Origin of the sequence: Nocardiopsis eucommiae (assembly GCF_965344335.1) — a bacterium.
GTDB lineage: Bacteria > Actinomycetota > Actinomycetes > Streptosporangiales > Streptosporangiaceae > Nocardiopsis > Nocardiopsis eucommiae.
In genome coordinates this window covers 71,885-94,844 of sequence record NZ_CBDRIY010000022.1, presented here as the reverse complement: position 1 = coordinate 94,844, position 22,960 = coordinate 71,885, and the positions used below count along the sequence as shown (strand labels likewise).

Genomic DNA, 22,960 nt, shown 5'->3' with positions numbered 1-22,960 from the left:
CCGCCCCCAGAGGCGCGTCAGCGCACTTCGTTCAGGTCCAACAGGTCCACGCGGACGTACCGGCCGCCTGCGAGGGAGCCGACGACCGTCCGGAGTGCCTTGGCGGTCCGGCCGTTGCGGCCGATGACCTTGCCGAGGTCGTCCGGGTGGACCCGGACCTCCAGGACCTTGCCCTTGCGGAGCCGCTTGGCTCTCACCTGGACGTCGTCGGAGTTCGAGACGATCCCCTTCACGAGGTGCTCAAGCGCCTCTTCCAGCACGATTAGGCCTCGCCCTCGGACTTCTTCTCAGCCTCGGCGGTCTCGGCGGGCTTGTCGGCCGCCTTGTCCGTCTTCTTCTCGGCCTTCTTGGTCTTCTTCTCCTGACCGGGAAGGACGAGCTCCTTCAGCGCGGCCTGGAAGGCGGCTTCCTGGGCCTCGGGGTCCTTGGCCTCGGCGACCTGGAGCGGAGCCGGGGCGGCGAGGCCCTTGAACTTCTGCCAGTCGCCGGTCTTGCGCAGGAGGACCTTCACCGCGTCGGTCGGCTGGGCGCCGACGGACAGCCAGTACTGGGCCCGCTCGGAGTCGACCTCGATGAGGCTCGGGTGCTCCTTGGGGTGGTACTTGCCGATCTCCTCGATCGCCTTGCCGTCACGCTTGTTGCGGGCGTCGGCGACGATGACACGGTACTGGGGCGTACGGATCTTGCCCATACGCTTGAGCTTCAGTTTGACAGCCACTGGAGTGGTCTTCTCCCGTATAACGGTGTTAGCGCCTGATGGGCGACCCACGTGGGGTTGTGGAACCCGTCGAGGCATGACGTGGGCGGCGGGCTAGTTAGAGGGCTGACCCGGCCACCGTTAGTCGACTACTCATTGTGCCAGACGCGGACGTGTTCCTTGGACAGGACACCACGGTGCGCGCGGCCCGGTTCGGGAACGACCGCGGCCCGCCGGGAATCTCCCCGGCGGGCCGTGGTGGGTGTCACCGTCGCGGTGTCGAACCGCTACTTCTTCGGCAGCTTGAAGTTGGACAGGTCCGGCATGTTCGGGCCACCGAAACCGGGCGGGAGGGTGGGCTGGCCGCCGCCACCGCCGCCGAGGCCCGGGGGCAGCTGGGGCATCTCCTGGCCGCCCTCCTCCTGGCGCCGCTTGCGCTCGGCCTCGCGGTCGGCCTCCTGCTGGCGGGCCTTCATCGGGTTGCCGCTGCGCTGCTTGCCCTTCTTCGCCTTCTTGGCCTGGGCCTTGGCCTTCTTCTTGTTGCCGCCCACGCCCGGCATGCCGGGCATCCCCGGCATACCGCCGCCGCTCTTCATCTTGCGCATCATCTTCTGCGCCTCGAAGAAGCGGGTGACCAGGCCGTTGACGTCGCTGACCTGCGTACCGGAACCGTTGGCGATGCGCAGTCGGCGGGAGCCGTTGATCATCTTCGGGTTGGCGCGCTCGCCGGGGGTCATCGACTGGATGATGGCCTGGATGCGGTCCAGGTCCTTGTCGTCGATGCCGTCGATCTGCTCGCGCATCTGCCCCATGCCGGGCATCATGCCGAGCAGGTTGCCGATCGGGCCGAGCTTGCGGACCATCGCCATCTGCTGGAGGAAGTCGTCCAGCGTGAAGTCGTCGTCCGAGGCCATGGTCGAGGCCATCTTCTCGACCTCGGCCTCGTCGAACGTGCGCTGGGCCTGTTCGATGAGGGTGAGGACGTCACCCATGTCCAGGATGCGCGAGGCCATCCGGTCCGGGTGGAAGAGGTCGAAGTCCTCGAGCTTCTCGCCGGTGGAGGCGAACATGATCGGGCGGCCGGTGATGTGCCGGATGGACAGGGCCGCGCCGCCGCGGGCGTCACCGTCGAGCTTGGTGAGCGCGACCGCGTCGTAGCCGACGCCGTCCAGGAAGGCCTGGGCGGTGTTGACCGCGTCCTGACCGATCATGGCGTCGACGACGAAGAGGATCTCGTCGGGGTTGACCGCGTCGCGGATGTCCGCGGCCTGCCGCATCATCTCGGTGTCCACGCCGAGGCGTCCGGCGGTGTCGATGATGACGACGTTGTGGTTGTTGCGCTTCGCGTGCTCGATGGACTCGCGGGCCACGTCGACCGGGTCGCCCACGCCGTTGCCGGGCTCGGGAGCGAACACGGGCGTGCCCGCGCGCTCACCGACCACCTGGAGCTGGGTGACGGCGTTGGGACGCTGGAGGTCGGCGGCGACCAGCAGCGGGGTGTTGCGGTCGGCGGCCAGCCACTTGGCGAGCTTGCCCGCGAGGGTGGTCTTACCGGCGCCCTGGAGACCGGCGAGCATGATCACGGTGGGCGGCGTCTTGCCGAAGCGGATCTGCCGGGTCTCGCCACCGAGGATCTCGACCAGTTCCTCGTTGACGATCTTGATGACCTGCTGGGCGGGGTTGAGGGCCTTGGAGACCTCCTCACCGCGGGCGCGCTCCTTGATCCGCGAGATGAACTCGCGGACCACGGGCAGCGCCACGTCCGCCTCGAGCAGCGCGAGACGGATCTCGCGCGCGGTCGCGTTGATGTCCTCCTCGGACAGCCGCCCCTTGCCGCGCAGCGAGGAGAAGACCGATGTCAGCCGGTCGGAAAGCGTCTCGAACACGAGTGTGGCCAGTCCTTCGTCGTCGGGTTTGACTTCCTAGCCTACCGCCCCGCCGTCACCGGGCACGAAGCCCAGGTCCGGCCGGGGTCTCCCGGCGCGGAAGGGGCGGGGGACGCGCCCCCGCCCGGTTCCCGTTCTCGGGTCCCCGAGCCCGCACGCGGGTGCTGGTCGGGTGTGCGGAGCCGGGGGCTACTCGCCCTCGGTCCCCTCCGCCTCGGCGCCGTCGGTCTCCTCGGCGCCCTCGGACTCCTCGGTGTCGCCGGCGAGGGTGGCCTCGCGCTGCTCGGCCAGGGCCGCGAGCATCTCCTCCTGCTGGCCGCCGCTCAGACCCCGGGTGGACAGGCGGGCCTCACCCTGGATGTCCTCGTAGGTCTTGGGCTCGGTGGTGACGATGTTGTAGTTGGCGTCGCAGGACAGGTCGAGCGAGCCGCCCGCCTCCAGGGAGCCGCTGTCGGTGCACTCCTCGTCACCGATCTGCTCCTGGGTGAAGGTGACGTCCATGCGCACCAGGACCGTGCCGCTGCCCGAGGCCCCGGAGTCGCGGACGGTGCCGGACCAGGTGCAGTGCGGGCCGTCGACGCACTCCATCGCGGGCTGACCGTCCCAGCTCACCTCGATGCGGGCGTCGCGGGAGCCGGTCAGCTCCTCCTCGGTGACGGTCGTCAGGTTGTCGTAGAGCTCCTCGGCGGCGGCCTCGTCGGCCTGGGCGATGTCCAGGCGCACCTGGGGGCCCGTCTCCCCGCCCTCGGGAACCAGTTCCTCGACCTCGACCCGGAGGATCTGCTCGGTCTCCGCGTCGATCCACAGCTGGTTGCGCTCGCCGTTGAGGTCGACCTTGTAGGCGCGGGTGTCGTCGAGGGTCTCCTCGACGGCCTCGTCGCCCTCCAGGCCGATCTCCTCCAGGATCGCCGCCAGCGCGGGCGGGGCCAGTGTGTTCTGCGGGTTGATGCCCGCCTGAGCGGTGGAGCTGCGCACCCAGGAGCCGTCGAACTGGTCGCTGTCCGGTCCGAAGACGTTCTTGTCGAGCCAGAACTCCTCACCGGCGCGCAGGAAGATCTTGCTGTCGGCGGCGATCATCTCCGCCTCGACGCCGTTGGCGCGGACGGTGCCGCTGGTCGCGCCGCCGTCGGCGACGGTCAGGGTGGTCTCCTGGATGTCCCCGCCCACGCTGGGGGCGACCTGCCCGTTCGCGGTGAGCGCCGGGTACTCGGCCAGGTCCGCCAGGGCGTTCTCCAGCAGGGGCGCCGCGTCGACCGGTTCGGCCGCGTCCTCGGTGGGGGCGGGTTCTTCGTCACCGCCGCCGAAGCCGCATCCGGCCAGTCCCAGTGCGGTGATCGTGCCCACCGCGGCGAGGGCGAGCCGTCCGCGTCCGCGACCCCTGTTGTGAGTAACCGGCGCCATCTTGCCTCCTGACCCCGACCTGTGGGGTGCTGATTCGAATGCGCGTGAAGGAAGTCGTCGGGAGGTGTCCCGGGCGTCGTCACCGCCCCGCCTCTCCGCGACATGGGATGCGGGCGCGGACCTGCCGGTCGCGTCCGGTGGACCCCCGTGGGTCGGTCCCTCCGGCGCTCCTCGCCGTTCCCCCGGAACCGGGCTGGCCGCCGCACCGCCCCGAAAGGGTATCGAACGCGAGCACGCGCCACTGCCATCACCACTCCATGAACACGCACAAATCAGTGGAATCCGAGAGGCGTGGGCGGGGCGAACAGCCAGAACGCGAACGGGGCCGACGGGGGAGAAATCCCCCGTCGGCCCCTGTGTCCGCCCCACCGTGTCGGTGGTTCGGGACCGGTCGCCTCGACGTTGAGTGCTAGGACCCGATCCGCGGTGGGGCGGCCTCCTCACCCGGAGGCGTCGGTGAGGAGGCCGTCGCTCCCTCCAGTTCGTCGAGCTCGTCGAAGGCGTAGGCCGACTCCGCGTGGAGCTCGTGGTCCAGGCCGTTGGTCTCGACCTCCTCGGCGATACGGAAGCCGATGAGCAGGTCGATGACCTTGGCGATGACCCACGTGACGATGAAGGTGTAGACCATGACGCCGATCACGGAGATCGCCTGCGCCGCGAGGAGGCCGAGGCCACCACCGAAGAACAGGCCCGCGTCCCCGCCGCCGGGCACGGCGGCGGAGGCGATGAACCCGAGGGCGAGGCAGCCGACGATGCCGCCGACCATGTGGATGCCCACGACGTCCAGGGCGTCGTCGTACTTGAAGCGGAACTTCCAGCTGATGGCGTAGGCGCAGATCGCGCCGGACAGGGCGCCGACGATGATCGCGCCGACCGGGGTGACGTTGGCCGCGGAGGGTGTGATGGCGACGAGCCCGGCGATGGCGCCGGAGGCGAAGCCCAGGGCGCTGACCTTGCCGTAACGGAGGCGCTCGACCAGCATCCAGGCGGCGGTCGCGGCGGCGGTGGCGACCTGGGTGTTGACCAGGGCCAGGGCGGCCTGCTCGTTGGCCGCGTAGGCGGAGCCGCCGTTGAAGCCGAACCAGCCGAACCACAGCAGGGCGGCGCCGAGCAGGACGAACGGCAGGTTGTGCGGGCGCATCGACTCGGAGCCGAAGCCCTTGCGGCGGCCGAGGACGAGGACCAGGGCCAGGGCCGCGGCCCCGGCGTTGATGTGCACCGCGGTGCCGCCCGCGAAGTCGATGACCTCGGGCAGGCCGGTGAACTCGTGCATGCTGGCGATCCAGCCGCCGCCCCAGACCCAGTGGGCGACGGGGAAGTACACGAGGAGCGCCCAGATCGGGGCGAACAGCAGCCAGGCTCCGAACTTGGCGCGGTCGGCGATGGCGCCGCTGATCAGGGCCACGGTGATGACCGCGAACATCAGCTGGAAGCCCGCGTCGACGAGCAGCGGGTAGCCGCCGTCGGTGCCGTCCATCGGCTCGACCTCGGTCATGATGCTGCTGAGGCCGACGTAGTCGAAGCCTCCGACGAACATCTCCAGGGCGCCGTGGCCGGGCGCGTAGGTCAGTGAGTGGCCGACCAGGACCCACAGGACGCTGATGATGGCGATGCTGCCGAAGCTCATCAGCATCATGTTGAGGACGCTCTTGGCCCGCGACATGCCTCCGTAGAAGAAGGCCAGGCCCGGGGTCATGAGCATCACCAGCGCGGCGCTCATCAGCAGCCACGCGGTGTTGCCTGAGTCAATCATTTCGTCGCCTCCGTTGCACGGACGGGGGATGGTCGTGAGATGCGGCGGTCAGCGAGCGCGTCTTCGGGCCCGATGCGCTGGCCACGGCGACCACTGTCCGACCCGGGTGTTTCCCGACCGGACCCGACGTGTTGCGGAGGCGTAAAAGGGCGGCTCGGAGTGTTAAGCCGTCATGAACGAACCGTGCTCAAGGGGCGAACGACGAACGGCCGGACCCCCGTGTCGGGTGTCCGGCCGCTTGGTGCTGGTGGTGCCCCCGGGTCAGCCGAGGATGGCGTCCACGAACACCTCGGGGTCGAAGGGGGCGAGGTCGTCGGGACCCTCCCCGAGTCCGACGAGCTTGACGGGCACGCCCAGCTCGCGCTGGACCTGGACGATGATGCCGCCCTTGGCGGTGCCGTCGAGCTTGGTCAGGGCGATGCCGGTGACGTTGACGACCTCCGCGAACACGCGCGCCTGGCGCAGTCCGTTCTGGCCGGTGGTGGCGTCCAGGACGAGCAGGACCTCGTCGACCCGGGACTTCTTCTCCACCACGCGCTTGACCTTGCCCAGCTCGTCCATCAGGCCGGTCTTGGTGTGCAGGCGTCCGGCGGTGTCGATGATCACGGTGTCCGCGCCGTCGTCGATGCCCCGGGCGACGGCGTCGAAGGCCACGCTCGCGGGGTCGGCGCCCTCCTCCTTGCGCACGACCGGCGCGCCCACCCGGCTGCCCCAGGTCTGGAGCTGCTCGGTGGCGGCGGCGCGGAAGGTGTCGGCGGCGCCGAGCACGACGCTGCGGCCGTCACCGACCAGGACGCGGGCGAGCTTGCCGGTGGTGGTGGTCTTGCCGGTGCCGTTGACGCCCACGATCATGATGACCGCCGGACGGTCGCCGTGGGGTTCGGTGCGCACGGCGCGGTCGGCCTCGGTGGTGATCTGCTTGAGGAGTTCCTCGCGGAGCAGGGCGCGGACCTCGTCGGTCTCGCGGGTGCCGAGCACCTTGACGCGGGTGCGCAGGTTCTCGACGATCTGGGTGGCCGAGGCGACACCGATGTCGGCGGTGATGAGGGTGTCCTCGATCTCCTCCCAGGTGTCCTCGTCCAGGTTCTTCGAGGAGAGCAGGCTGAGCAGCCCCTGGCCGAAGGAGCTCTGTGAGCGGGCCAGGCGGGCGCGCAGGCGGACCATGCGCCCGGCGGACGGGGGCGGGGTCTCGATCTCGGGGGCGGTGGGTTCGGCCGGGGCCGTGGCGGCGGCGTCCTCGGCCGGAGGCGCGTGGGCGGGGGGCGTCTGGGCCGCTCCCCCGTCCTTCTCACGGTCCTCTTCGAGGGCGGTGGCCCCGGTTTCCCCGGTGACCTCGGGCTTGGCTTCTTCCTCACCCGGCTTGACCGAGCGTCCGGCCCTGACCAGGAAGAACCCACCAACCGCCAGGAGGGCGACGACGACGATGATGCTTACGAGCAAGGTGATGTCCATAGCGTTCACCAGTCTCCCAGAGTGTCCGACGCGTTCGCGTCACGCCCCGGTGGCGTGCCGGGAACGATGCCGGTGGGGGCTTCCGGGGCCTCGGTGGCCCGGTCAGGTGCCCCGGTGGCGGGTGGTACGCAGGATGAGGACGAAGAAGGGGGCCCCGAGGAAGGCGGTGACCACGCCGATGGGGAGTTCGGCCGGGGCGACGATGGTCCGCGCCACGACGTCCACCAGGACGAGGAAGGCGCCGCCCATGAGCACGGTGACGGGCAGGATCGCCCGGTAGTTGGAGCCCACGAGGCGGCGCACGATGTGCGGGACGACGATGCCGACGAACCCGATCAGCCCGCTCACGGAGACGGCGGCGGCGGTGGCCAGGGAGGCGGCGGCGATCACGACCATCCGCACGACGGCGGGGTTGAGGCCGAGGCTGACCGCCTTGTCGTCGCCCAGGGCGAGCATGTCCAGCAGGTAGCCGCAGAGCAGCAGGACGACGAGCGCGACGACCGCGTACGGGGCGACGAGGCGGACGTCGTCCCAGCCGCCGCGACCGAGCCCGCCCAGCAGCCACGCGTAGATGCGCTGGAGCTGGTCCACGCCCATCTGCTGGACGAGGGTCTGGGCCGCGGACAGGAACGAGGAGACCGCCACCCCGGCCAGGACCAGCGCGGCGGTGCCCCCTCCCCCGGCGGTGGCGCCGAGGAGGTAGGCGGCGGCCACCCCGGCCAGCGCTCCGGCGAAGGCGGCCACGGGGACGAGGGCGCGAGGGTCGGCCAGGACCTCGTGGCCGAAGACCATGACCATGGTGGCGCCCAGTCCGGCCCCGGCGGCGGCGCCGAGCAGGAAGGGGTCGGCCAGCGGGTTGCGGAACACGCCCTGGTACGCGCCGCCCGCCGTGGCCAGCAGGGCACCGACGACGGCGCCCATCACCACGCGCGGCAGGCGCAGTTCCATGAGGAGCGCCTCCTGCCGTTCGGTGAGCGGCGTCTCCACCCCGAACGGCAGGAGGCTGAGCAGGTGGCGGAGGATGTCGCCGGCGGAGATCGAGGCGGCCCCCGCCGCGACACCGAAGACCCCGGCGGCGAACAGGGCGACCGCACCGCCCAGCACCCAGACCAGGGGAACCCCGAAGCCCTTCACGTCCTGCTCTCCTTGCTCTCGTCCCTCTCCGCCCGGGCCGCGCGGCCCGGGCGGGGGTCACGGACCTACTTCTGGGCGGTCTCGACGACCGCGTCGCCCACGGACTGCGCGAAGTCGACCACGCGCGGGCCCCAGCGGGAGGCGATGTCGGTGTCCAGGAGGTGCACCGAGCCGGTCTCGACGGCGGAGACGGTGTCGTAGGCCGGGCGCTCCTCCACGGCCTCGACGGCGGACTCGTCACCGTAGGAGAGGAAGATGAGGTCGGGGTCCTCCTCCACCACGAACTCCGGGGACAGCTGCGGGTAGCCGCCGCTCTCGCCGTCGTCCGCCTGGTCCGCGATGTTCACCAGACCGAAGGCGTCGTAGATCTGGCCGACGAAGGTGCCGGAGGTGGCGGAGAAGAGGGTGTCGTCGAGTTCCTGGTAGAAGGTGAGCCCGCTGTCACCGATCTCGGCGCAGACGGACTCGACGATCCCGTTGAACTCGTCCTCGATCCGGTCGGCCTCGGCGTCGGCCTCCTCCGTCTTCCCTGTGACGTCCCCGAGCAGGCGGATCTGGGCGTAGACGTCCTCCAGGCCGGTGGCGCCGGGCAGCACCAGGGTGGGGATGTCGACGGCGCCGAGCTGGTCGGCGGTGTCGACGGCGCTGTCGGCGAGGATCACCAGGTCGGGGTCGTACTCGCTGATCGCCTCGACGTTGGGTGTGAAGCCGCTGAGGTCCGTGGTGGGGGCCTCGGCGGGGTAGTCGGAGTAGTCGTCGGCCGCCTCGACCTGGTCACCGGCGCCGATGGCGAAGAGCATCTCGGTGTTGCTGGGCGAGAGCGAGACGATGCGCTCGGGGGCGGCGTCGACGGTGACCTCTCCGACCATGTCGTCCACGGTGACGGGGAAGGTCCCGTCACCGACGGTCGCGCGGTCGGCCGCGGGCTCGGGGGCTCCGCACTCGGCGGAGGCGGTCCCGGTCTCCTGCGCGGGCTCGGAATCGGGTTCGGTGGTGCCACAGGCGGTGAGGGCGAGGGTGGCGCCCAGGAGTACGACGGGGAGTTGGCGGGCGATCCGCACGGTGCGGTGCTCCTTCGGTGAACAGGGGAAAGAGCACGACCCGGTCGGGGACGGCCGGTCCTTCCCACGAGGACGGGGTTCGTCGGTGCCGAGGAGGCGACCTGGCTCGTCCCCGCGCACGCGCGGGGCATCACAGTTGCGGGGCAGCGCCGGGTTGCGCGGCCGTGGTGGCCGCGGGACCGGACTTCGCTCGTTCGACACCCGTCGCACCGCCGGAGGGCAGCACGACCCCCTCACTCTACTCGGCGGTACTCGCGCGGGCCGGGGGCACCTCTCCGACCCCCGGATGGGTGCGGGCACCGCCCTCACCTGCGCTTTTCATGGGAATACACGGAAGGCGGAACTCGGCACCGCGCCTCACCCGCAGAATGTATGGTGCCCTTTCAGCCCGAAGGTGCTTTATGTCCCCTTTATGTGGAGATGTGACGCCAGGGGCACTTGAACCACACGAATCCATTGTGTGGCCATATTGATCCTCGCAGCACATTGACACCTTTATCGCACAAGGCAATGATCTCGTTGCCATGCGCGCCGAACATCCGATCACGGACGACATGCGGCGTATCCCCCCGTGCGCGATCCCTCGCACCCGGCGGGGTGCCGTTCCCCCTGTTTCCTGAGGCGCGCACGAGAAGGGATGTGTTGACAAGGTGGCACGCAACCTGTCACGTCTGGCTTCGATCGCCGGGCTGACAATGATCGCGGGACTCGTCGCGGTCACACCGGCAGGCGCCGACGAGGGTGCGGAACTCGCACCACTGCACCCGGCGCCCACCGCGGAGAACGGCGAACTGACCCACCAGGTCCAGGACCTGTGGTTCATCGAACTGGAGAGCCCGCCCACCTCCGAGGGCACGGCCTCCGCGCGCGTCGAGGACGAGCACGCCGAGTTCCGCGACGAGGCCGACGAGCTCGGCCTCCAGTACACCGAGCGGCTGTCCTTCAACGAACTGTGGAACGGCCTGTCCGTGGAGATGGACGACGCCCAGGTGAGCACGGCCCGGGAGATCTCCGGCGTCGCCGCGATCCACCCGGTCGTCCGCCACGAGCTCCCCGACCACGACGAGAGCTCACCCGACATGGACACCGCCCTCGGCATGACCGGGGCGGACATCGCGCAGAGCGAGCTCGGACTGACCGGTGAGGGCCTCCGCGTGGCCGTCATGGACACCGGCGTCGACTACACCCACCCCGACCTCGGCGGCCCGGGCGGCTTCCCGTCCGAGCGCGTGGTCGCCGGACACGACTTCGTCGGTGACGACTTCAACGCCAGCGACCCGGCGAAGAGCACGCCGGTCCCCGACGGCGACCCGCAGGACTGCAACGGCCACGGCACCCACGTCGCGGGCATCATCGGGGCCCAGGGAGAGGTCACCGGCGTGGCGCCCGACGTCGTCTTCGGCGCCTACAAGGTGTTCGGCTGCGCGGGGTCCACGACCTCCGACGTCATGATCGCCGCCATGGAGCAGGCGCTCGCCGACGACATGGACGTGCTCAACATGAGCGTGGGGTCGGCCCACTCCTGGCCGCAGTACCCGACCGCCGTCGCCTCGGACAACCTGGTCGACGAGGGCATGGTCGTCGTGGCCTCCATCGGCAACGAGGGCGCCTCCGGCCTCTACTCCGCCGGAGCCCCCGGCCTCGGTGCCGACGTCATCGGTGTCGCCGCCTACGACAACACGCACATCCGCGCCGACGCCGCCGAGGTCAGCCCGAGCGGCGAGACCATCGCCTACATGGAGATGGACGACGCGACGCCGCCGCCCGCCTCCGGCGAGACCGACGAACTCGTCTACGTCGGCCGGGGCTGCCTGGCCGCGGGCGACGAACTGGAGGGCGACCCCGAGGGCCGGACCGCGCTCATGGTGCGCGGCGAGTGCACCTTCGGTGAGAAGTACGACGCCGCGCTGGCCGCCGGTGCCACCGGTGTCGTCATCCACAACAACCTGCCCGGCATGTTCGCGGGCGGCGGCATCGTCGACCAGGGCGCTTTCGCGGTGGGCGTCTCCGACGAGGCCGGGGCGCACCTGCGCGAGCTCCTGGAGGGCGGCGAGTCCGTCACCCTCACCTGGAGCGGGGAGGAGACCACGATCCCCAACCCGACCGGCGGGCTGATCAGCAGCTTCAGCTCCTACGGCATGTCGGCCGACCTGGACATCAAGCCGGACCTGGGCGCGCCCGGCGGGCTGATCAACTCCACGTACCCGATGGCCAAGGGCGGCTACGCCACCATCAGCGGCACCTCGATGTCGTCCCCGCACGTCGCGGGCGGCGTCGCCCTGCTGCTGGAGGCCCGTCCGGACCTGGCCGCGCACGACGTGCGCGACGTCCTCCAGAACACCGCCGACCCGACGGCCTGGTGGGGCAACCCGGACCTGGGGATCCTGGACAACGTCCACCGTCAGGGCGCCGGGATGCTCGACGTCCCCGGGTCGGTCCTGACCACCACCGGCCTGTCCCCCGCGAAGCTGCCCCTGGGTGCCACCGAGGGGCCGGTCACCGAGACCGTCACCGTGACCAACCACGGCGACGAGGAGGCCACCTACGAGATCGGCCACACGCCCGCGCTGGGCACGCACGGCAACACGTTCGCTCCGTCCTTCAACGACTCCTACGCTCAGGCCGACCTCAGCGAGGACAAGGTGACCCTGGCTCCCGGCGAGTCCGCCGAGGTCGAGGTGACCGTCACGCCGCCCGCCCGTGAGTACGCGCAGATGCTGTACGGCGGGTACGTCGAGGTCACCGAGGTCGGGGGTGCGGCGGAGACCGGTACCGTCCGCGTCCCGTACGCCGCCTACAACGGTGACTACCAGGAGATCGAGGCCATGACCCCGATCACCGACGCCAACGGGAACGTGCACGAGCTGCCGTGGCTGACCCGCATCACCCAGTGCGAGGTCTTCACCGGTCTGGAGTGCGCCGACACCAACGGCGGCACTTTCCAGAACCAGCCCGACGGTGCCGCCTTCTCGATGGACTGGGTGGACGGCCTGCCGGACGTGCCGTACGTGATCGCGCACTTCGACCACCACGTCACCCGGTTGGAGATGACCGTCGTGGACGAGCGCACCGGCCGTCCGGTCCACCCGGACCGGAACCTGGCGGTCGCCGTCGACCACGTCAACCGCAGTGCCACGAGTACCGCCTTCTTCAGTTACGTCTGGGACGGCACCGTGGTGGACTCGCGCAACCGCGTGACCGACGTCCGTGACGGTGACTACCGTCTGCGGGCCAAGGCGCTGAAGGCGCTCGGTGACCCGGAGAACCCGGACCACTGGGAGAGCTGGACGTCCCCGGTCATCACCATCGACCGGGGCTGACCCCGGTACCCACCGGTGAGCAGTCGCGGGGCCGTCCTCCTCTGGGGGGCGGCCCCGTCCGCGTGCGGGTGTGGTTCTGGGTGCGGTACGGGTGCGGTGCGGGTGCGCGCCACCGGCCGGGCGTACACTGCGGACCCGGACGGATCACCCCGTTCCTCCCGCTCTGAAAGGACCCACCCACCCATGGCCGGATTCTTCGACCGCTTCCGTAGTCCCGAGCCGGAGCCCGTTCGCGCGGAGCTCACCCGGGAGGGGTACGAGGAGGTGCTGGGTCTCCTGAGGACCGACAACAAGATCCTGGCGATCAAGCGGATCCGGGAGCTCACGGGCATGGGGTTGCTGGAGGCCAAGAACCTCTCCGAGGCCATCGAGGCGGGGCGGTGGGCGCCCGCTCCGGACGGGAGCCTGGCCGACCGGGTGCGTGAGCTGGTGGCGGAGGACCGTGTGGCGGACGCGGTCCGGATGGTGGCTCAGGAGACCGGGATGACCGAGGACGAGGCGTCCCGGTTCATCGGAAGCCTCGACCAGGGCTAGGTGTACTGATCACTGAGGGTGGAGCCCGGCTGATCCGACGCGGGTGTCCTGCGACCTAGAGGCGCACGACGGCCAGGAACGCCTCCCACTCACGGGCGGACGCGTCGAGCTGGCCGAGGTGGCGGTTCTGCGTGTCCCGCACCGCAGCGCCCTGCCCCGTGGCGCAAGCCTCCACACAGTCGCCGCCCGTGCCGTTGCTATAGGTGGACTTCTTCCAGCCATCGAACATCATGTGATGCTGCCTCGATCCCTTCCACTTGGTACTGGGCTCCAGAGCTGGTGGGGGCCGGTTCACCTCGCACTAGAGGCGCACGGCGGCCATGAACGCCTCCCACTCACGCACGGACGCGTCCAGGCGACCCAAGTGGGGGTACTGGGTGTCACGCACCGCAGCACCCAACAGCGTGACACGCGCCTCCACGCAGTTCCCACCTTCGCCATTGCTGTACGACGACTTGTGCCAGTCCGTCATCGGTATTCCTCCGCTTTCTCCCTCAGCAGGATCGGCGTTGCGCCCGAGATCGACCTCCCGACCACATCTCCCCCAACAGCGTCGGGACCTCGAACGCCACTCCACGATCTCACCCCTTCGGGCACCATCCAGAAAGAGGGCTCTCCGCAGGTCGTCAAGCATCACGATCCGGAGGGGACCCTGGGGCCAGTGTTGCGAATGGCCCCCCTAAGGCCTTTGGCCCTGGAGATGTGTTCTTCTCCAGGTATCCTGATCAGGCACAACTCAAACCGGCCCCCGCCAATTACCCTGGCGGGGGCCGGTCGCGCCTGTGGCTAGGAAATTGAGGCCTTCAAGAAGGCCGCCCACTCCACCGCTTGAGCTTCCAGATAGCCAAATTCGCGGTTCTGGGTATCGCGGATGTACGTGACTGGCCCTTCTGCCACCTCCACGCAGTTACCTCCGCCACCGTCGCTGTAGCTCGACTTGTGCCACTCGTTCATGCGGCCCGACGCTCCTTAATCTGGCTGATCAGCTCAAGAGTCGCCCGCGTCGACAAGGCCTCGGCCTGCATCGCGCTGAACAGGTCGAAGGCCTCCCGCACGGTCTTCTCGGTGTCTACGATCTCACCCCCCATAGCGTTCTCCAGATAGAGGGCCTGCCTACGTGGCCCTAGGTCCACAACACGGTACGGAGCGCACAACCCCGGAGCTCCGTCGAGGGGGATCGCTTGGAACCGGATCGTACCGGCTTTGACCAGAGCATCAATCCACGCCAACTGCGCAATCAGTACTGCCCGCGAACCGATCTGGCGAGTAAGAACCACTTCGTCTACTAGGAACCACATCCTGACGCCGCGTTCCCGGAGGGCCTCCAGGCGAACCACCCTGGCGCGTACGATCTCGTCAACTTCGTCTTCGGTCGCTTCAGGCGTCCGCGCCTTGACCAACGCGCGAGCATAGTCGGCAGTCTGGATGACGCCAGGGAAGATGATGGACTGGTACTCGCGGAGCTGGGTGGCCTTCCGCTCGAGTGACAGCGCACTCTTCAGCTGTTCTGGAATGGCCCCCTCAAGGTGGGTGTCCCTCCAAAAACTCAGCAAAGCACCTTCAGTCGCGAACAGCGCTTCCATTTTGTCCACATGGTGGCGTTTTGCTACTCGTGTCGCGCGTTCGATCGACCCGACCATCGCCCCACTCACACCCAGGCGCGCTCCAACGTCAGGGAGTGACAATCCTCGGTCAGTGCGGTGTTTACGCACAGCCGCACCAAAAGGAACCCACTTCCGAATCTGATCTTTCGGTCCGTCCTTCGACATGGCAACAGTCAACAACAGATCGCAACTACTCGCCACTCCCAGAACCAGGAAAAAACAGTTGCCCTGTTTCCATGGCGCCCTGACCAGCACATGTGTCAAGTTATGGCCAGTCGCTTCAGAACGCCAGAACCCGCTTGAGGCGCAACTGGAGCACGACTTCAGCCCACTGCCCCTTATCGGGCCAAATAGGGGTTTTGGGCTGGATTCCTGACTGGGGGAGACACGGCCAGTGGTCGATCCCCAGGTCATGAAAACCCCAGTGGCCGATGTCGAGAGCAGTCGACTGGGCTCAAGACCCACCCCGAAGCACCCGAGGTGAGACAGATGCGGGCTATTAAGAACCACTCCAGGACACCAAACACCCACGTCGGGCGCTATCCCCGCGCCCTCCGATTCTCCGAGCCCGCACGTCACGGAATCCTGCTCGGACCCACTCGCGAGTACCGAGCCCTTTCCGCCTGGTGTCGGAACATGCTTCCCGTTCAGGGGACCCGTCTGGCCCGCATCACGCGGATCCTCGTCACCAACTCCCACCAGCACTCCCGGTCGGGCCTGCCCGGCGGAACCGTCCGCGTGGTCCTGGACCAGTCCCGACCGCTACTCCCCCACCTCTACGTCACGGATCAGGGACCGCGAGACACCGTCCAGCCGCAGTACCCGCAGCTCAACCCCCGAGATAGCGCCTCCGGACTGGCGGTCCTCAACCGCCTCGCCCTGTCCTGGAACCCCTCCTGGACCTGGGACGGCAACCGCATCCAGCAGACCACGGTCGAGGTTGTCCTCGACCTCAGCTGACCCACCACCCTCACCTCCCGCCACACCCGGGAGCCGAACCGCATTTCCCGGTGGGACGCCCACCCTTCACACCCGTGCATCACCAACCACTCTCAAGAGAACTGGACGAAAATGAGCGCTGACCGCCTGCCGCCTCGACCTGGGTGGTTCACCCGAGTACTCACCAACCCCCGCTGCAGCACTGCTCGTTCCCGAGGTCCGTTGATCCCCTCTCCCAGGAGGCCGATCGACTCGATCCCCTTGCAGGTCCTGGGAGCCGTCCTGGCCGGGCTGCGACGGTTGGCGGTGGCCACGTGAGCGTGTTCTCCCCCGAACTGACCTCCCGCGAGGCCACAGTCCCTTTGGCGAGCTTCATCAAGCCGTTCCACGCCCACTACTTCTCCCGGACCGTGGGCACCCCGTTCCGTAAGCGCAAGTACGCCTTCGCCGGACTCCCCAGCCTGATGCCCCTGGTGCGGGCGTTCCTGGACACCAGCGCCGCCGAACGCAGCACCGACTACCGATACCTGTTCACGCTGCTCGGCTCGGAGCTGGCCAACAACGCGATCGCTCACTCGCTGTCGAGTGAGCACGGCAGCACCTACTCACTCACCGTGGACCGAGGCGCGAACGGCATGACGTTGACCTGCCAGGACCAGGGCACGCGGAACCCCATGGCCCCTGGGCACCTCACCGCTACCGACCTCGCCACCCTGGGCCCCGACGCGGGTCCGGGCAGCGGCCGAGGCCTCGGTCTGGTCAACGCGTTGGCGGACCGATGGGGCGACAACGGCAACCCGAAGTTCCGGCAGGTCTGGTTCCACCTCTCCTACGACCTCACCCACAACCCGTGGACCCAGATCGAGGGAGAGCAGTGATGTTGGACATCGACACCAGGGACCTGCTCGCGACCGCCGAGAACGCGTTGGCCGCCCCCACTCATCTGACTCCCGCGCAGGTGGACGTGTGGCACAACCACACCTTGCGCAACCGCATCCCCCTGATCCTGGAAGCCCTACGGACCGCCCGCGAGTACAGCAACGCCGAACAGGCGATGCAGCTGATCGACCAGGCGATCCACGACCACCCCGCACCCACACGGGTACCCGGCAACCGGCCCGTAGCGGGCAAGGTTCCGAAGCAGAACAACCCCCATCCGGAGTCGCTGCCGGTCCCCGAACACGTGCTCTGCACCCTGCTGCACAAGGACTGGAACATGACCGTCGAAGGACAAGTCCCCAACGAGACCTTCGTGGCCCGGCGTCCCCTCGGGTGGACCGGTGCCGGGGACCCCTACGAGCGCATCACCGCACCCACCCGCACGGAGCTCCTCAGGCTGCTCGCCCACCGCCACCTCGGTGTTCACCGGAGCGACCCGGAACCTCCGCCCGCTGCCTGAGAGGCCTCGAAGCCAGTCCATGAAAAAGCTCTGGCGGGTGCGTCAACACCCCCAGAGCAGGCCGACAAGCACAACCGTCTAAGAGAAAGCGATTGCCGACATGGCCATTGTGCCGCACACCCCTGCTCTCAACCACACGAACAGCCCGACCAACGCGCCCCGGTGGCAGTGCCGCGTCTACCCCGGGCAGCTCTCCCACACCAGCCAGGTCCGAGCGGACCTGGACGCCGACCTCCACCGTCTGCTCTCCCCCACCGCCGAGGTGAAGGAGGAGATGGTGTTGTGCGTGAGCGAGATGTTCGCCAACGCCTGCGAACACTCCCGCTCCGGAGAAGACCCCGACGGACGGGTGGTGCGCACCCTGGACCTGCCCCGGCCTGGGACGGCGCGGATCTCGATCATCGATGACGGCACCCGCACCAACTCCACCACGGACACCGTTCCGAAGGTCCCGCGCAGGCGCACCAGGCAGCAGCAGGAGCGCGCCGAACGCGGACGCGGCCTGCTCCTACTCGGCCACCTCGCCACCCGGTGGGGGTTCCGGCCGGTGCTGGACTTCCCGTTCTGCGCCGGGCTGGGCACCGTCATCTGGGCCGAGTTCACCCACCCCACCCTGGTCGCTGGCAGGTGTGCCCGATGACCAGTCACCAGCTCAGCCCGGGGGTGCGGTCCGTCCTGGCCGCACCCCGAGGCCACCGCTTCCCCCGCCCGGCGCGCCCACAGCGGACCGTGCCGTCCCGAGTCGTTCCGGCAACGTCTCCCCGCGCGAAGTCGCCCCAGTCCGAGTGGGCCCGCACGGGGCTGCCCTGGTCCGAGTCACACCAGGACCGTCAGGAACGCCTCCTGCGCCAGATGCAGGGCAATCCGCGAGTGGCCTACATGCTCGAGCACGGACCCCTCCCGCACTGGGTGCACGTCGCCCGCCAACAGCGCGAACGGAAGGCACGGGAGGCCGCCACGACCAGGGCCGAGCCGGAACGCGTCCTTCTCCGGGGGCGCCACCGAGCACCCCGCCGGTGGTGGGGATGGCCCGCCACCGCCATCAGCTCCACGCTCCTCCTGGGCCTGACCACCCTAGAGATCCTGGGCCAGCCCCTCAGCCACAACATCGGCATCCCGGCCTGAACCACCAAGAGAAAGGGGCCCGGCGCCCACCGGGCCCCACCCATCCCCGCGTGCGCGGGGAGCAGCCGAACACCCCCACACCGTTCAGCGTCGGCCGGGGTCCATCCCCGCGTGCGCGGGGAGCAGGAGGAGTGGGTCAAGTCCAACCGTGGCACCAAGGGTCCATCCCCGCGTGCGCGGGGAGCAGGCAGCGCGAGAGCGAGGCCAAAGCCGGGGCGCGGGTCCATCCCCGCGTGCGCGGGGAGCAGGCGATCAGGGCGTCGACGAGCGTGGACATGGTGGGTCCATCCCCGCGTGCGCGGGGAGCAGACCGTGGCCAAGGAGGCGGCGCCGCCCAGGTCGGGTCCATCCCCGCGTGCGCGGGGAGCAGTCACGACGGGACGTAGGAGGGGACGCCGAGCTGGGTCCATCCCCGCGTGCGCGGGGAGCAGGACGTCGCCCGGTACGGCATCGACTCCACGGTGGGTCCATCCCCGCGTGCGCGGGGAGCAGCTGCGCGGCCAGCCCGATGCTGCACCGGTACCCGGGTCCATCCCCGCGTGCGCGGGGAGCAGTCCGCCCCTGTCACGTCCAGCGTGAGCGTGTTGGGTCCATCCCCGCGTGCGCGGGGAGCAGCTGACTTGGGACACCGGGTGGCCGGTGTTCACGGGTCCATCCCCGCGTGCGCGGGGAGCAGTTCGCCCTCGGTCAGCGCTTCACCGCTCGGCGGGGTCCATCCCCGCGTGCGCGGGGAGCAGAGACCGACGCGGCAGGGACCGCACGGCACGCTGGGTCCATCCCCGCGTGCGCGGGGAGCAGGACTCTGTGGTCAGGTGACAGGACGTCTCGGAGGGTCCATCCCCGCGTGCGCGGGGAGCAGAGCGCACCCGTGACCTCGGGGTCGTGGATGTGGGGTCCATCCCCGCGTGCGCGGGGAGCAGCTGTCCCGGCCCCGCCCGCTGAGCACGAGCTCGGGTCCATCCCCGCGTGCGCGGGGAGCAGTCTCATTGACCTGCACGTTTGTCAGCGGAAAGACGCCAAATCTGCAAGTTGTTGAGAAACAGACATTTCACCCATCCTCCTGGCGATCTCCTTTGCTCTTTCTACCTCCCACTCGACGCTCACGGCTACTTCGTTCCGCAATCAGCGACTTCATAAGCCGGGCAGCCACCGCCGGGACCTTCAACAGGGGCTGCCCGTTCCGGGCTCGCGAACTCAGCCACCGTGCGTGGAGGAGCTCTTGTAGTCGGTGTAGGAGTAGGGGTTGTCGAGCAGGGTGGGCTCGGGCACGTCGGGGTTCATTCCCTTGACCCACTCCTCGTCGCCGAGCGCGCCCCGCAGGTGATCCAGGGTCGACTCCACGTTCCGGCGGATCATGCCCAGGTCGACACCGACCAGGCGGTGCTCGTGCTTGACGACCCTGCCATCGACCAGGACCGTGTGCACGTCCCCGCGCTGAGCTTGAAAGACCACGTGGCCATAGGGGTTGAGCAGCGGGAACGAGACCGGGGAGTGCTCGTTCTTGATCAGCACCAGGTCCGCCTTGGCCCCGGGGCGCACCCGACCCAGGTCCGCGCGGCCCAGCGCGTCGGCGCCACCGCGAGTCGCCCACTCCACGACCTGGTCCGCGCGCAGGGACGCGTGCGTGACCGTCTCCCCGCGCGCGTGCGCCTCCAGGTGCTCGCGGGAACGGTCGGCGCCCAGGGTGGTGCGCATGGCCGAGAACAGATCGCCGCTCCACCAGGCACTGGAATCCATCGACAGCGACACCGGGATGCCGTGTTCGCGCAGCCTCCAGGTGGGCGGATAGCCCTGCCCGGCGCTCTGCTCGCTCTCGGTGGAGACCGAGACGCTGCCGCCGGTCGCGGCGATGCGGTGGTAGGAGTCGGTGGACAGCGAGGCGGCGTGCACGTACACCGTCTCCGGTGTCATGAACCCGTGGTCGTGCATGAGCCTGATGGAGTCGTCGCCGGTGGCGCCCCACACACCCGCGTGCGTGGTCACCGGCAACCCCAGTTCGCGGGCCACCTCGAACGCGCGCTTCTCGGGGAAGTCCGGATCGCCGGTGACGTCGAAGGCGATCTGCACGTCGAGCATGTCGCGGTCGCCGTCGAAGCGGCGGCGCACGAAGTCACGAAAGGCCGGGTCGGTGGCCCACTCGCCAGGCTGGGCCTGGATGTTGCCGTAGGCCAGGACAAACCGGCCCGGAACGGACTTCAGGGCGTCCACGGCCGCGTCGGCGTGGTCGACCGTGCTCAGTCCGTGCGACCAGTCCACGACCGTGGTCACCCCGGCCTCGAGGGCCTCGGCCGCGGCCAGTGCGTTGCCCGCGTGCACGTCCTCGGGGCGGAACAGCTTGCCGCCCTCCAGGTAGTACCAGACGAAGTACTGGGTCAGGGTCCAGTCGGCCCCGTAACCGCGCATCGCGGTCTGCCACATGTGGCGGTGGGTGTCGACCATGCCCGGCATGACGATGCCGTCGGTGGCGTCGACGACCGCGGCGCCGTCGGGTACGGCCAGGTCGCGGCCGACCCGCGCGACGCGGTCGTCGACCACGAGCACGTCGGTGTCGGGCAGGATGGTGCGGGCGTCATCCATCGGCAGCACCGTTCCGCCGCGCAGGACGACGGGGCGTCCGCGCTCGAACCGGGTGTTCTCACTCATCCGGGGAAGCTCCTCGGCGGGTTGTTCGACGTTCGGGCTTTCTTTCCGTAGTCGAACGTATACGCGGATTCAGGGCTTTCGGTGACGAAAGGTGCACCTGTGCTCCCGGGGACCGTTCCACGGGGCCGCAGCGACCTGCCGGTGTCCTGGAATCAGTCCCAGCCTGGTCGCTTCGCGCGAACACAAGCGCCCGGCCGTTCCACCCCGTGGATGATCTCGACGGACTACCCGCCGCAGGGGACCTCACTGAGGCGTTCAGGCTCTGGGGAGGCCTCCGACACAGCAGCAGGCGTGCCTCCACAGGGGATGAAGAGGTGCCCCGGGCCGACAAGCGTCAGAACGAAGGCCAAAGGCAGCGATCAACCTTCCTCAGGCATCGAAGCGCAGATCCGCGATGCCGGACAGGTCGATGCCGTAACGGTCGTAGACCTTGGTGGTGTTCTCACCCGTCAGAGACGACTCGTCGAATCCGAGCAGCGCGGCCACCCGCACCACCTCGGCGCGGCTGTCTGCTTCGATCTCCAGATACGCGGGGATCCGCGGCCAGGAGTCGATCTCCAACTGGGCCCCGTCCAGCGTGAAGCTGTGCCGTCGGTTCTCCTGGTAGGCCTTGGGCGTGTAACCGAGTTTGCCCAACAACGCGTTGGCGGTCTCGAAGTCACCGACCTCCGTCTCGGTCTCCCGGGTGCCGCCGATGGCGTCGGAGTCGATCTCCTTCACCGTGAGCGTGACCTGGCTCCCGGTGTCGCGCAGACGCACCCATCGGGAGGTGTCCCTCGGCTCGATGTCGTACACGTAGCGCCGCTGAAGCACCTCACCCAGGTCAGCACCGCCCTTGTCGAGGATGAGCCCGGCGACCTGTTCAGGGTCGATGTCCAAGACCTTGGCCTCGTACTCGATCACGCTCACGTCGTCGGGTCCCCTTCTTTGCTGTGCGCGGTCAGTGGAGAAGTCGTGGAATCGTGGTGTGGTCAGCTTCCAACCTGCCACGATCCGCCTGACGGAAGCGGAGGATCCGCACAGCTCAGTTCCCCGCATTCCTGCGTTCGCCATTTGCGGTAGCGGTCCATCCCCGCGTGCGCGGGGAGCAGGATTTCATGGAGACCCTCCCCGCCCAGGTGCGGGGTCCATCCCCGCGTGCGCGGGGAGCAGCCCATACGCCCACCAGATCGACGCTGCCGCCCGGGTCCATCCCCGCGTGCGCGGGGAGCAGCCGGCCCGCCGACAGCGAGGCCGAATGGGTGCGGGTCCATCCCCGCGTGCGCGGGGAGCAGTACCACCCCTTCACCCTGTTGCACGTGCTGTCGGGTCCATCCCCGCGTGCGCGGGGAGCAGGGGTACACGCGACAGCAGGTACGTCGCATCGTGGGTCCATCCCCGCGTGCGCGGGGAGCAGTCTCACTGACCTGGACGTTTGTCAGCGGAAAGACGCCAAATCTGCAAGTTGTTGAGAAACAGACAATTCACCCAAAATCGCCACGACCCTCTGCCCTCTCCACTGCCCGTACAACGCGTACAGCCACCCGTCCCGATCCTAGGCCCGATCAGGAATCCCCGTCCTTCGCCCTGGGGAGCTTCACGAGGGCGTAGCCGAAGCACAGGCTGGAGGGCAGGGCCAGCGCCAACGACAGGATGGCGCGGCTCTTCTGCCGCTCCGAGCAGGACGAGTCCACCCACTCCTGGCGGATCATCTGCTCGATGTCCTCGCCCCAGTCACGGCGGTCGTCCCAGAGTGCGGGCCCCACCCACACGACCGGGGAGCAGCGCACCCGCCCGTCCTCACCCGGCGGCGGCTGCACACGGTAGGACGTACCCAGGAGCAGCATCATGGCGAAGACACCGGTACCCCCGACCGCCACACTGGCGCGGACGACACCAGGGAAGTGGCGCATCCGCTGTCGGGCCCACAGCACGAGGGGGATGAAGAACACGGCGTCCGTTTCGACCTGAAGGTTGGGGTTGGTACTGGCACTACAACCGCCAGGCTAGGGCTCCGACCGGTCCGCGGTCCC

The 22,960-nt window shown here is 69.1% G+C and carries 22 protein-coding genes and 2 CRISPR repeat arrays; of the genes, 7 read left to right on the top strand and 15 right to left on the bottom strand.

Translation table 11 applies throughout. From position 1 onward, the window contains the following. Window positions 1–17: 17 nt before the first annotated feature. The 8 genes from ACRWK8_RS16040 to ACRWK8_RS16005 all read right to left on the bottom strand — a co-directional run bounded on the left by ACRWK8_RS16040 (window position 18) and on the right by ACRWK8_RS16005 (window position 9,384). Window positions 18–260: an RNA-binding protein gene (locus tag ACRWK8_RS16040; protein WP_378740859.1), complete on the bottom strand. Its 243-nt coding sequence runs from the start codon at window positions 258–260 to the stop codon at window positions 18–20. A gap of 2 nt (window positions 261–262) precedes the next feature. Next, window positions 263–718 (bottom strand): 30S ribosomal protein S16, encoded by a 456-nt coding sequence (gene rpsP / locus ACRWK8_RS16035; protein ID WP_378740861.1) that lies wholly within the window; start codon window positions 716–718, stop codon window positions 263–265. Window positions 719–984: 266 nt separating this feature from the next. After that, window positions 985–2,583, bottom strand: a complete 1,599-nt coding sequence (ffh, locus tag ACRWK8_RS16030; RefSeq protein WP_431871204.1) for a signal recognition particle protein — start codon at window positions 2,581–2,583, stop codon at window positions 985–987. A gap of 189 nt (window positions 2,584–2,772) precedes the next feature. Continuing rightward, the gene (locus ACRWK8_RS16025) at window positions 2,773–3,984 is read right to left on the bottom strand and encodes a hypothetical protein (RefSeq protein ID WP_378740866.1); all 1,212 of its coding nucleotides are present in this window, start codon (window positions 3,982–3,984) and stop codon (window positions 2,773–2,775) included. A 409-nt stretch (window positions 3,985–4,393) separates the two neighbouring features. Then, window positions 4,394–5,737, bottom strand: a complete 1,344-nt coding sequence (locus ACRWK8_RS16020) for an ammonium transporter (protein WP_378740868.1) — start codon at window positions 5,735–5,737, stop codon at window positions 4,394–4,396. A gap of 261 nt (window positions 5,738–5,998) precedes the next feature. Continuing rightward, complete coding sequence (gene ftsY / locus ACRWK8_RS16015) at window positions 5,999–7,189, bottom strand: signal recognition particle-docking protein FtsY (RefSeq protein WP_378740870.1); 1,191 nt, start codon at window positions 7,187–7,189, stop codon at window positions 5,999–6,001. Between the two features lie 102 nt (window positions 7,190–7,291). Further along, window positions 7,292–8,323 (bottom strand): FecCD family ABC transporter permease, encoded by a 1,032-nt coding sequence (locus ACRWK8_RS16010; protein ID WP_431871201.1) that lies wholly within the window; start codon window positions 8,321–8,323, stop codon window positions 7,292–7,294. A gap of 65 nt (window positions 8,324–8,388) precedes the next feature. Then, entirely contained in the window at window positions 8,389–9,384 is a 996-nt protein-coding gene (locus tag ACRWK8_RS16005; RefSeq protein WP_431871199.1) for an ABC transporter substrate-binding protein, read from the bottom strand. A 695-nt stretch (window positions 9,385–10,079) separates the two neighbouring features. Here ACRWK8_RS16005 and ACRWK8_RS16000 point away from each other — a divergent pair. Next, the gene (locus ACRWK8_RS16000) at window positions 10,080–12,704 is read left to right on the top strand and encodes a S8 family serine peptidase (protein ID WP_431871214.1); all 2,625 of its coding nucleotides are present in this window, start codon (window positions 10,080–10,082) and stop codon (window positions 12,702–12,704) included. Between the two features lie 183 nt (window positions 12,705–12,887). Then, window positions 12,888–13,238, top strand: a complete 351-nt coding sequence (locus tag ACRWK8_RS15995; RefSeq protein WP_378740876.1) for a ribosomal protein L7/L12 — start codon at window positions 12,888–12,890, stop codon at window positions 13,236–13,238. Between the two features lie 55 nt (window positions 13,239–13,293). Here ACRWK8_RS15995 and ACRWK8_RS15990 read toward each other — a convergent pair whose 3' ends face one another. The 4 genes from ACRWK8_RS15990 to ACRWK8_RS15975 form a co-directional block, all read right to left on the bottom strand. Further along, window positions 13,294–13,470 carry a DUF397 domain-containing protein gene (locus ACRWK8_RS15990; protein WP_431871196.1) on the bottom strand — a complete coding sequence of 59 codons (177 nt, stop codon included), beginning with the start codon at window positions 13,468–13,470 and terminating at the stop codon, window positions 13,294–13,296. Window positions 13,471–13,539: 69 nt separating this feature from the next. Then, the gene (locus tag ACRWK8_RS15985; protein ID WP_378740881.1) at window positions 13,540–13,710 is read right to left on the bottom strand and encodes a DUF397 domain-containing protein; all 171 of its coding nucleotides are present in this window, start codon (window positions 13,708–13,710) and stop codon (window positions 13,540–13,542) included. A gap of 314 nt (window positions 13,711–14,024) precedes the next feature. Beyond that, a complete protein-coding gene (locus tag ACRWK8_RS15980) occupies window positions 14,025–14,192 on the bottom strand; it encodes a DUF397 domain-containing protein (RefSeq protein WP_378740884.1) in 168 nt (55 codons plus the stop codon). Further along, window positions 14,189–14,821 (bottom strand): DUF5753 domain-containing protein, encoded by a 633-nt coding sequence (locus ACRWK8_RS15975; RefSeq protein ID WP_488186457.1) that lies wholly within the window; start codon window positions 14,819–14,821, stop codon window positions 14,189–14,191. Before ACRWK8_RS15975 ends, ACRWK8_RS15980 begins: the two co-directional genes overlap by 4 nt. A gap of 657 nt (window positions 14,822–15,478) precedes the next feature. Between ACRWK8_RS15975 and ACRWK8_RS15970 the strand changes: the two genes are divergently transcribed. The 5 genes from ACRWK8_RS15970 (at window position 15,479) to ACRWK8_RS15950 (ending at window position 18,305) form a co-directional block, all read left to right on the top strand. Beyond that, entirely contained in the window at window positions 15,479–15,802 is a 324-nt protein-coding gene (locus ACRWK8_RS15970) for an ATP-binding protein (protein WP_431871194.1), read from the top strand. Window positions 15,803–16,095: 293 nt separating this feature from the next. Further along, window positions 16,096–16,659, top strand: coding sequence for an ATP-binding protein (locus tag ACRWK8_RS15965; RefSeq protein WP_431871192.1), 564 nt, complete (start codon window positions 16,096–16,098; stop codon window positions 16,657–16,659). Further along, window positions 16,659–17,180: a hypothetical protein gene (locus tag ACRWK8_RS15960; RefSeq protein WP_431871190.1), complete on the top strand. Its 522-nt coding sequence runs from the start codon at window positions 16,659–16,661 to the stop codon at window positions 17,178–17,180. Before ACRWK8_RS15965 ends, ACRWK8_RS15960 begins: the two co-directional genes overlap by 1 nt. Before the next feature lie 100 nt (window positions 17,181–17,280). Then, the gene (locus ACRWK8_RS15955; protein ID WP_431871188.1) at window positions 17,281–17,820 is read left to right on the top strand and encodes an ATP-binding protein; all 540 of its coding nucleotides are present in this window, start codon (window positions 17,281–17,283) and stop codon (window positions 17,818–17,820) included. Then, window positions 17,817–18,305, top strand: a complete 489-nt coding sequence (locus ACRWK8_RS15950; protein WP_431871186.1) for a hypothetical protein — start codon at window positions 17,817–17,819, stop codon at window positions 18,303–18,305. The genes ACRWK8_RS15955 and ACRWK8_RS15950 overlap by 4 nt, the downstream gene beginning before the upstream one ends. Window positions 18,306–18,341: 36 nt before the next feature. Continuing rightward, window positions 18,342–19,286: a CRISPR direct-repeat array (repeat unit 29 nt; unit sequence GGGTCCATCCCCGCGTGCGCGGGGAGCAG). A gap of 213 nt (window positions 19,287–19,499) precedes the next feature. Here the strand turns inward: ACRWK8_RS15950 and ACRWK8_RS15945 are convergent. The 3 genes from ACRWK8_RS15945 to ACRWK8_RS15935 form a co-directional block, all read right to left on the bottom strand. Then, the gene (locus ACRWK8_RS15945) at window positions 19,500–20,948 is read right to left on the bottom strand and encodes an amidohydrolase family protein (RefSeq protein WP_431871184.1); all 1,449 of its coding nucleotides are present in this window, start codon (window positions 20,946–20,948) and stop codon (window positions 19,500–19,502) included. Between the two features lie 369 nt (window positions 20,949–21,317). Next, window positions 21,318–21,857: a class IV adenylate cyclase gene (locus tag ACRWK8_RS15940; protein WP_352388257.1), complete on the bottom strand. Its 540-nt coding sequence runs from the start codon at window positions 21,855–21,857 to the stop codon at window positions 21,318–21,320. 153 nt (window positions 21,858–22,010) lie between these two features. Continuing rightward, a CRISPR array of direct repeats spans window positions 22,011–22,344; the repeat unit is 29 nt; unit sequence GGGTCCATCCCCGCGTGCGCGGGGAGCAG. A gap of 148 nt (window positions 22,345–22,492) precedes the next feature. Continuing rightward, window positions 22,493–22,879: a hypothetical protein gene (locus ACRWK8_RS15935; RefSeq protein WP_431871182.1), complete on the bottom strand. Its 387-nt coding sequence runs from the start codon at window positions 22,877–22,879 to the stop codon at window positions 22,493–22,495. Window positions 22,880–22,960 lie beyond the last annotated feature (81 nt).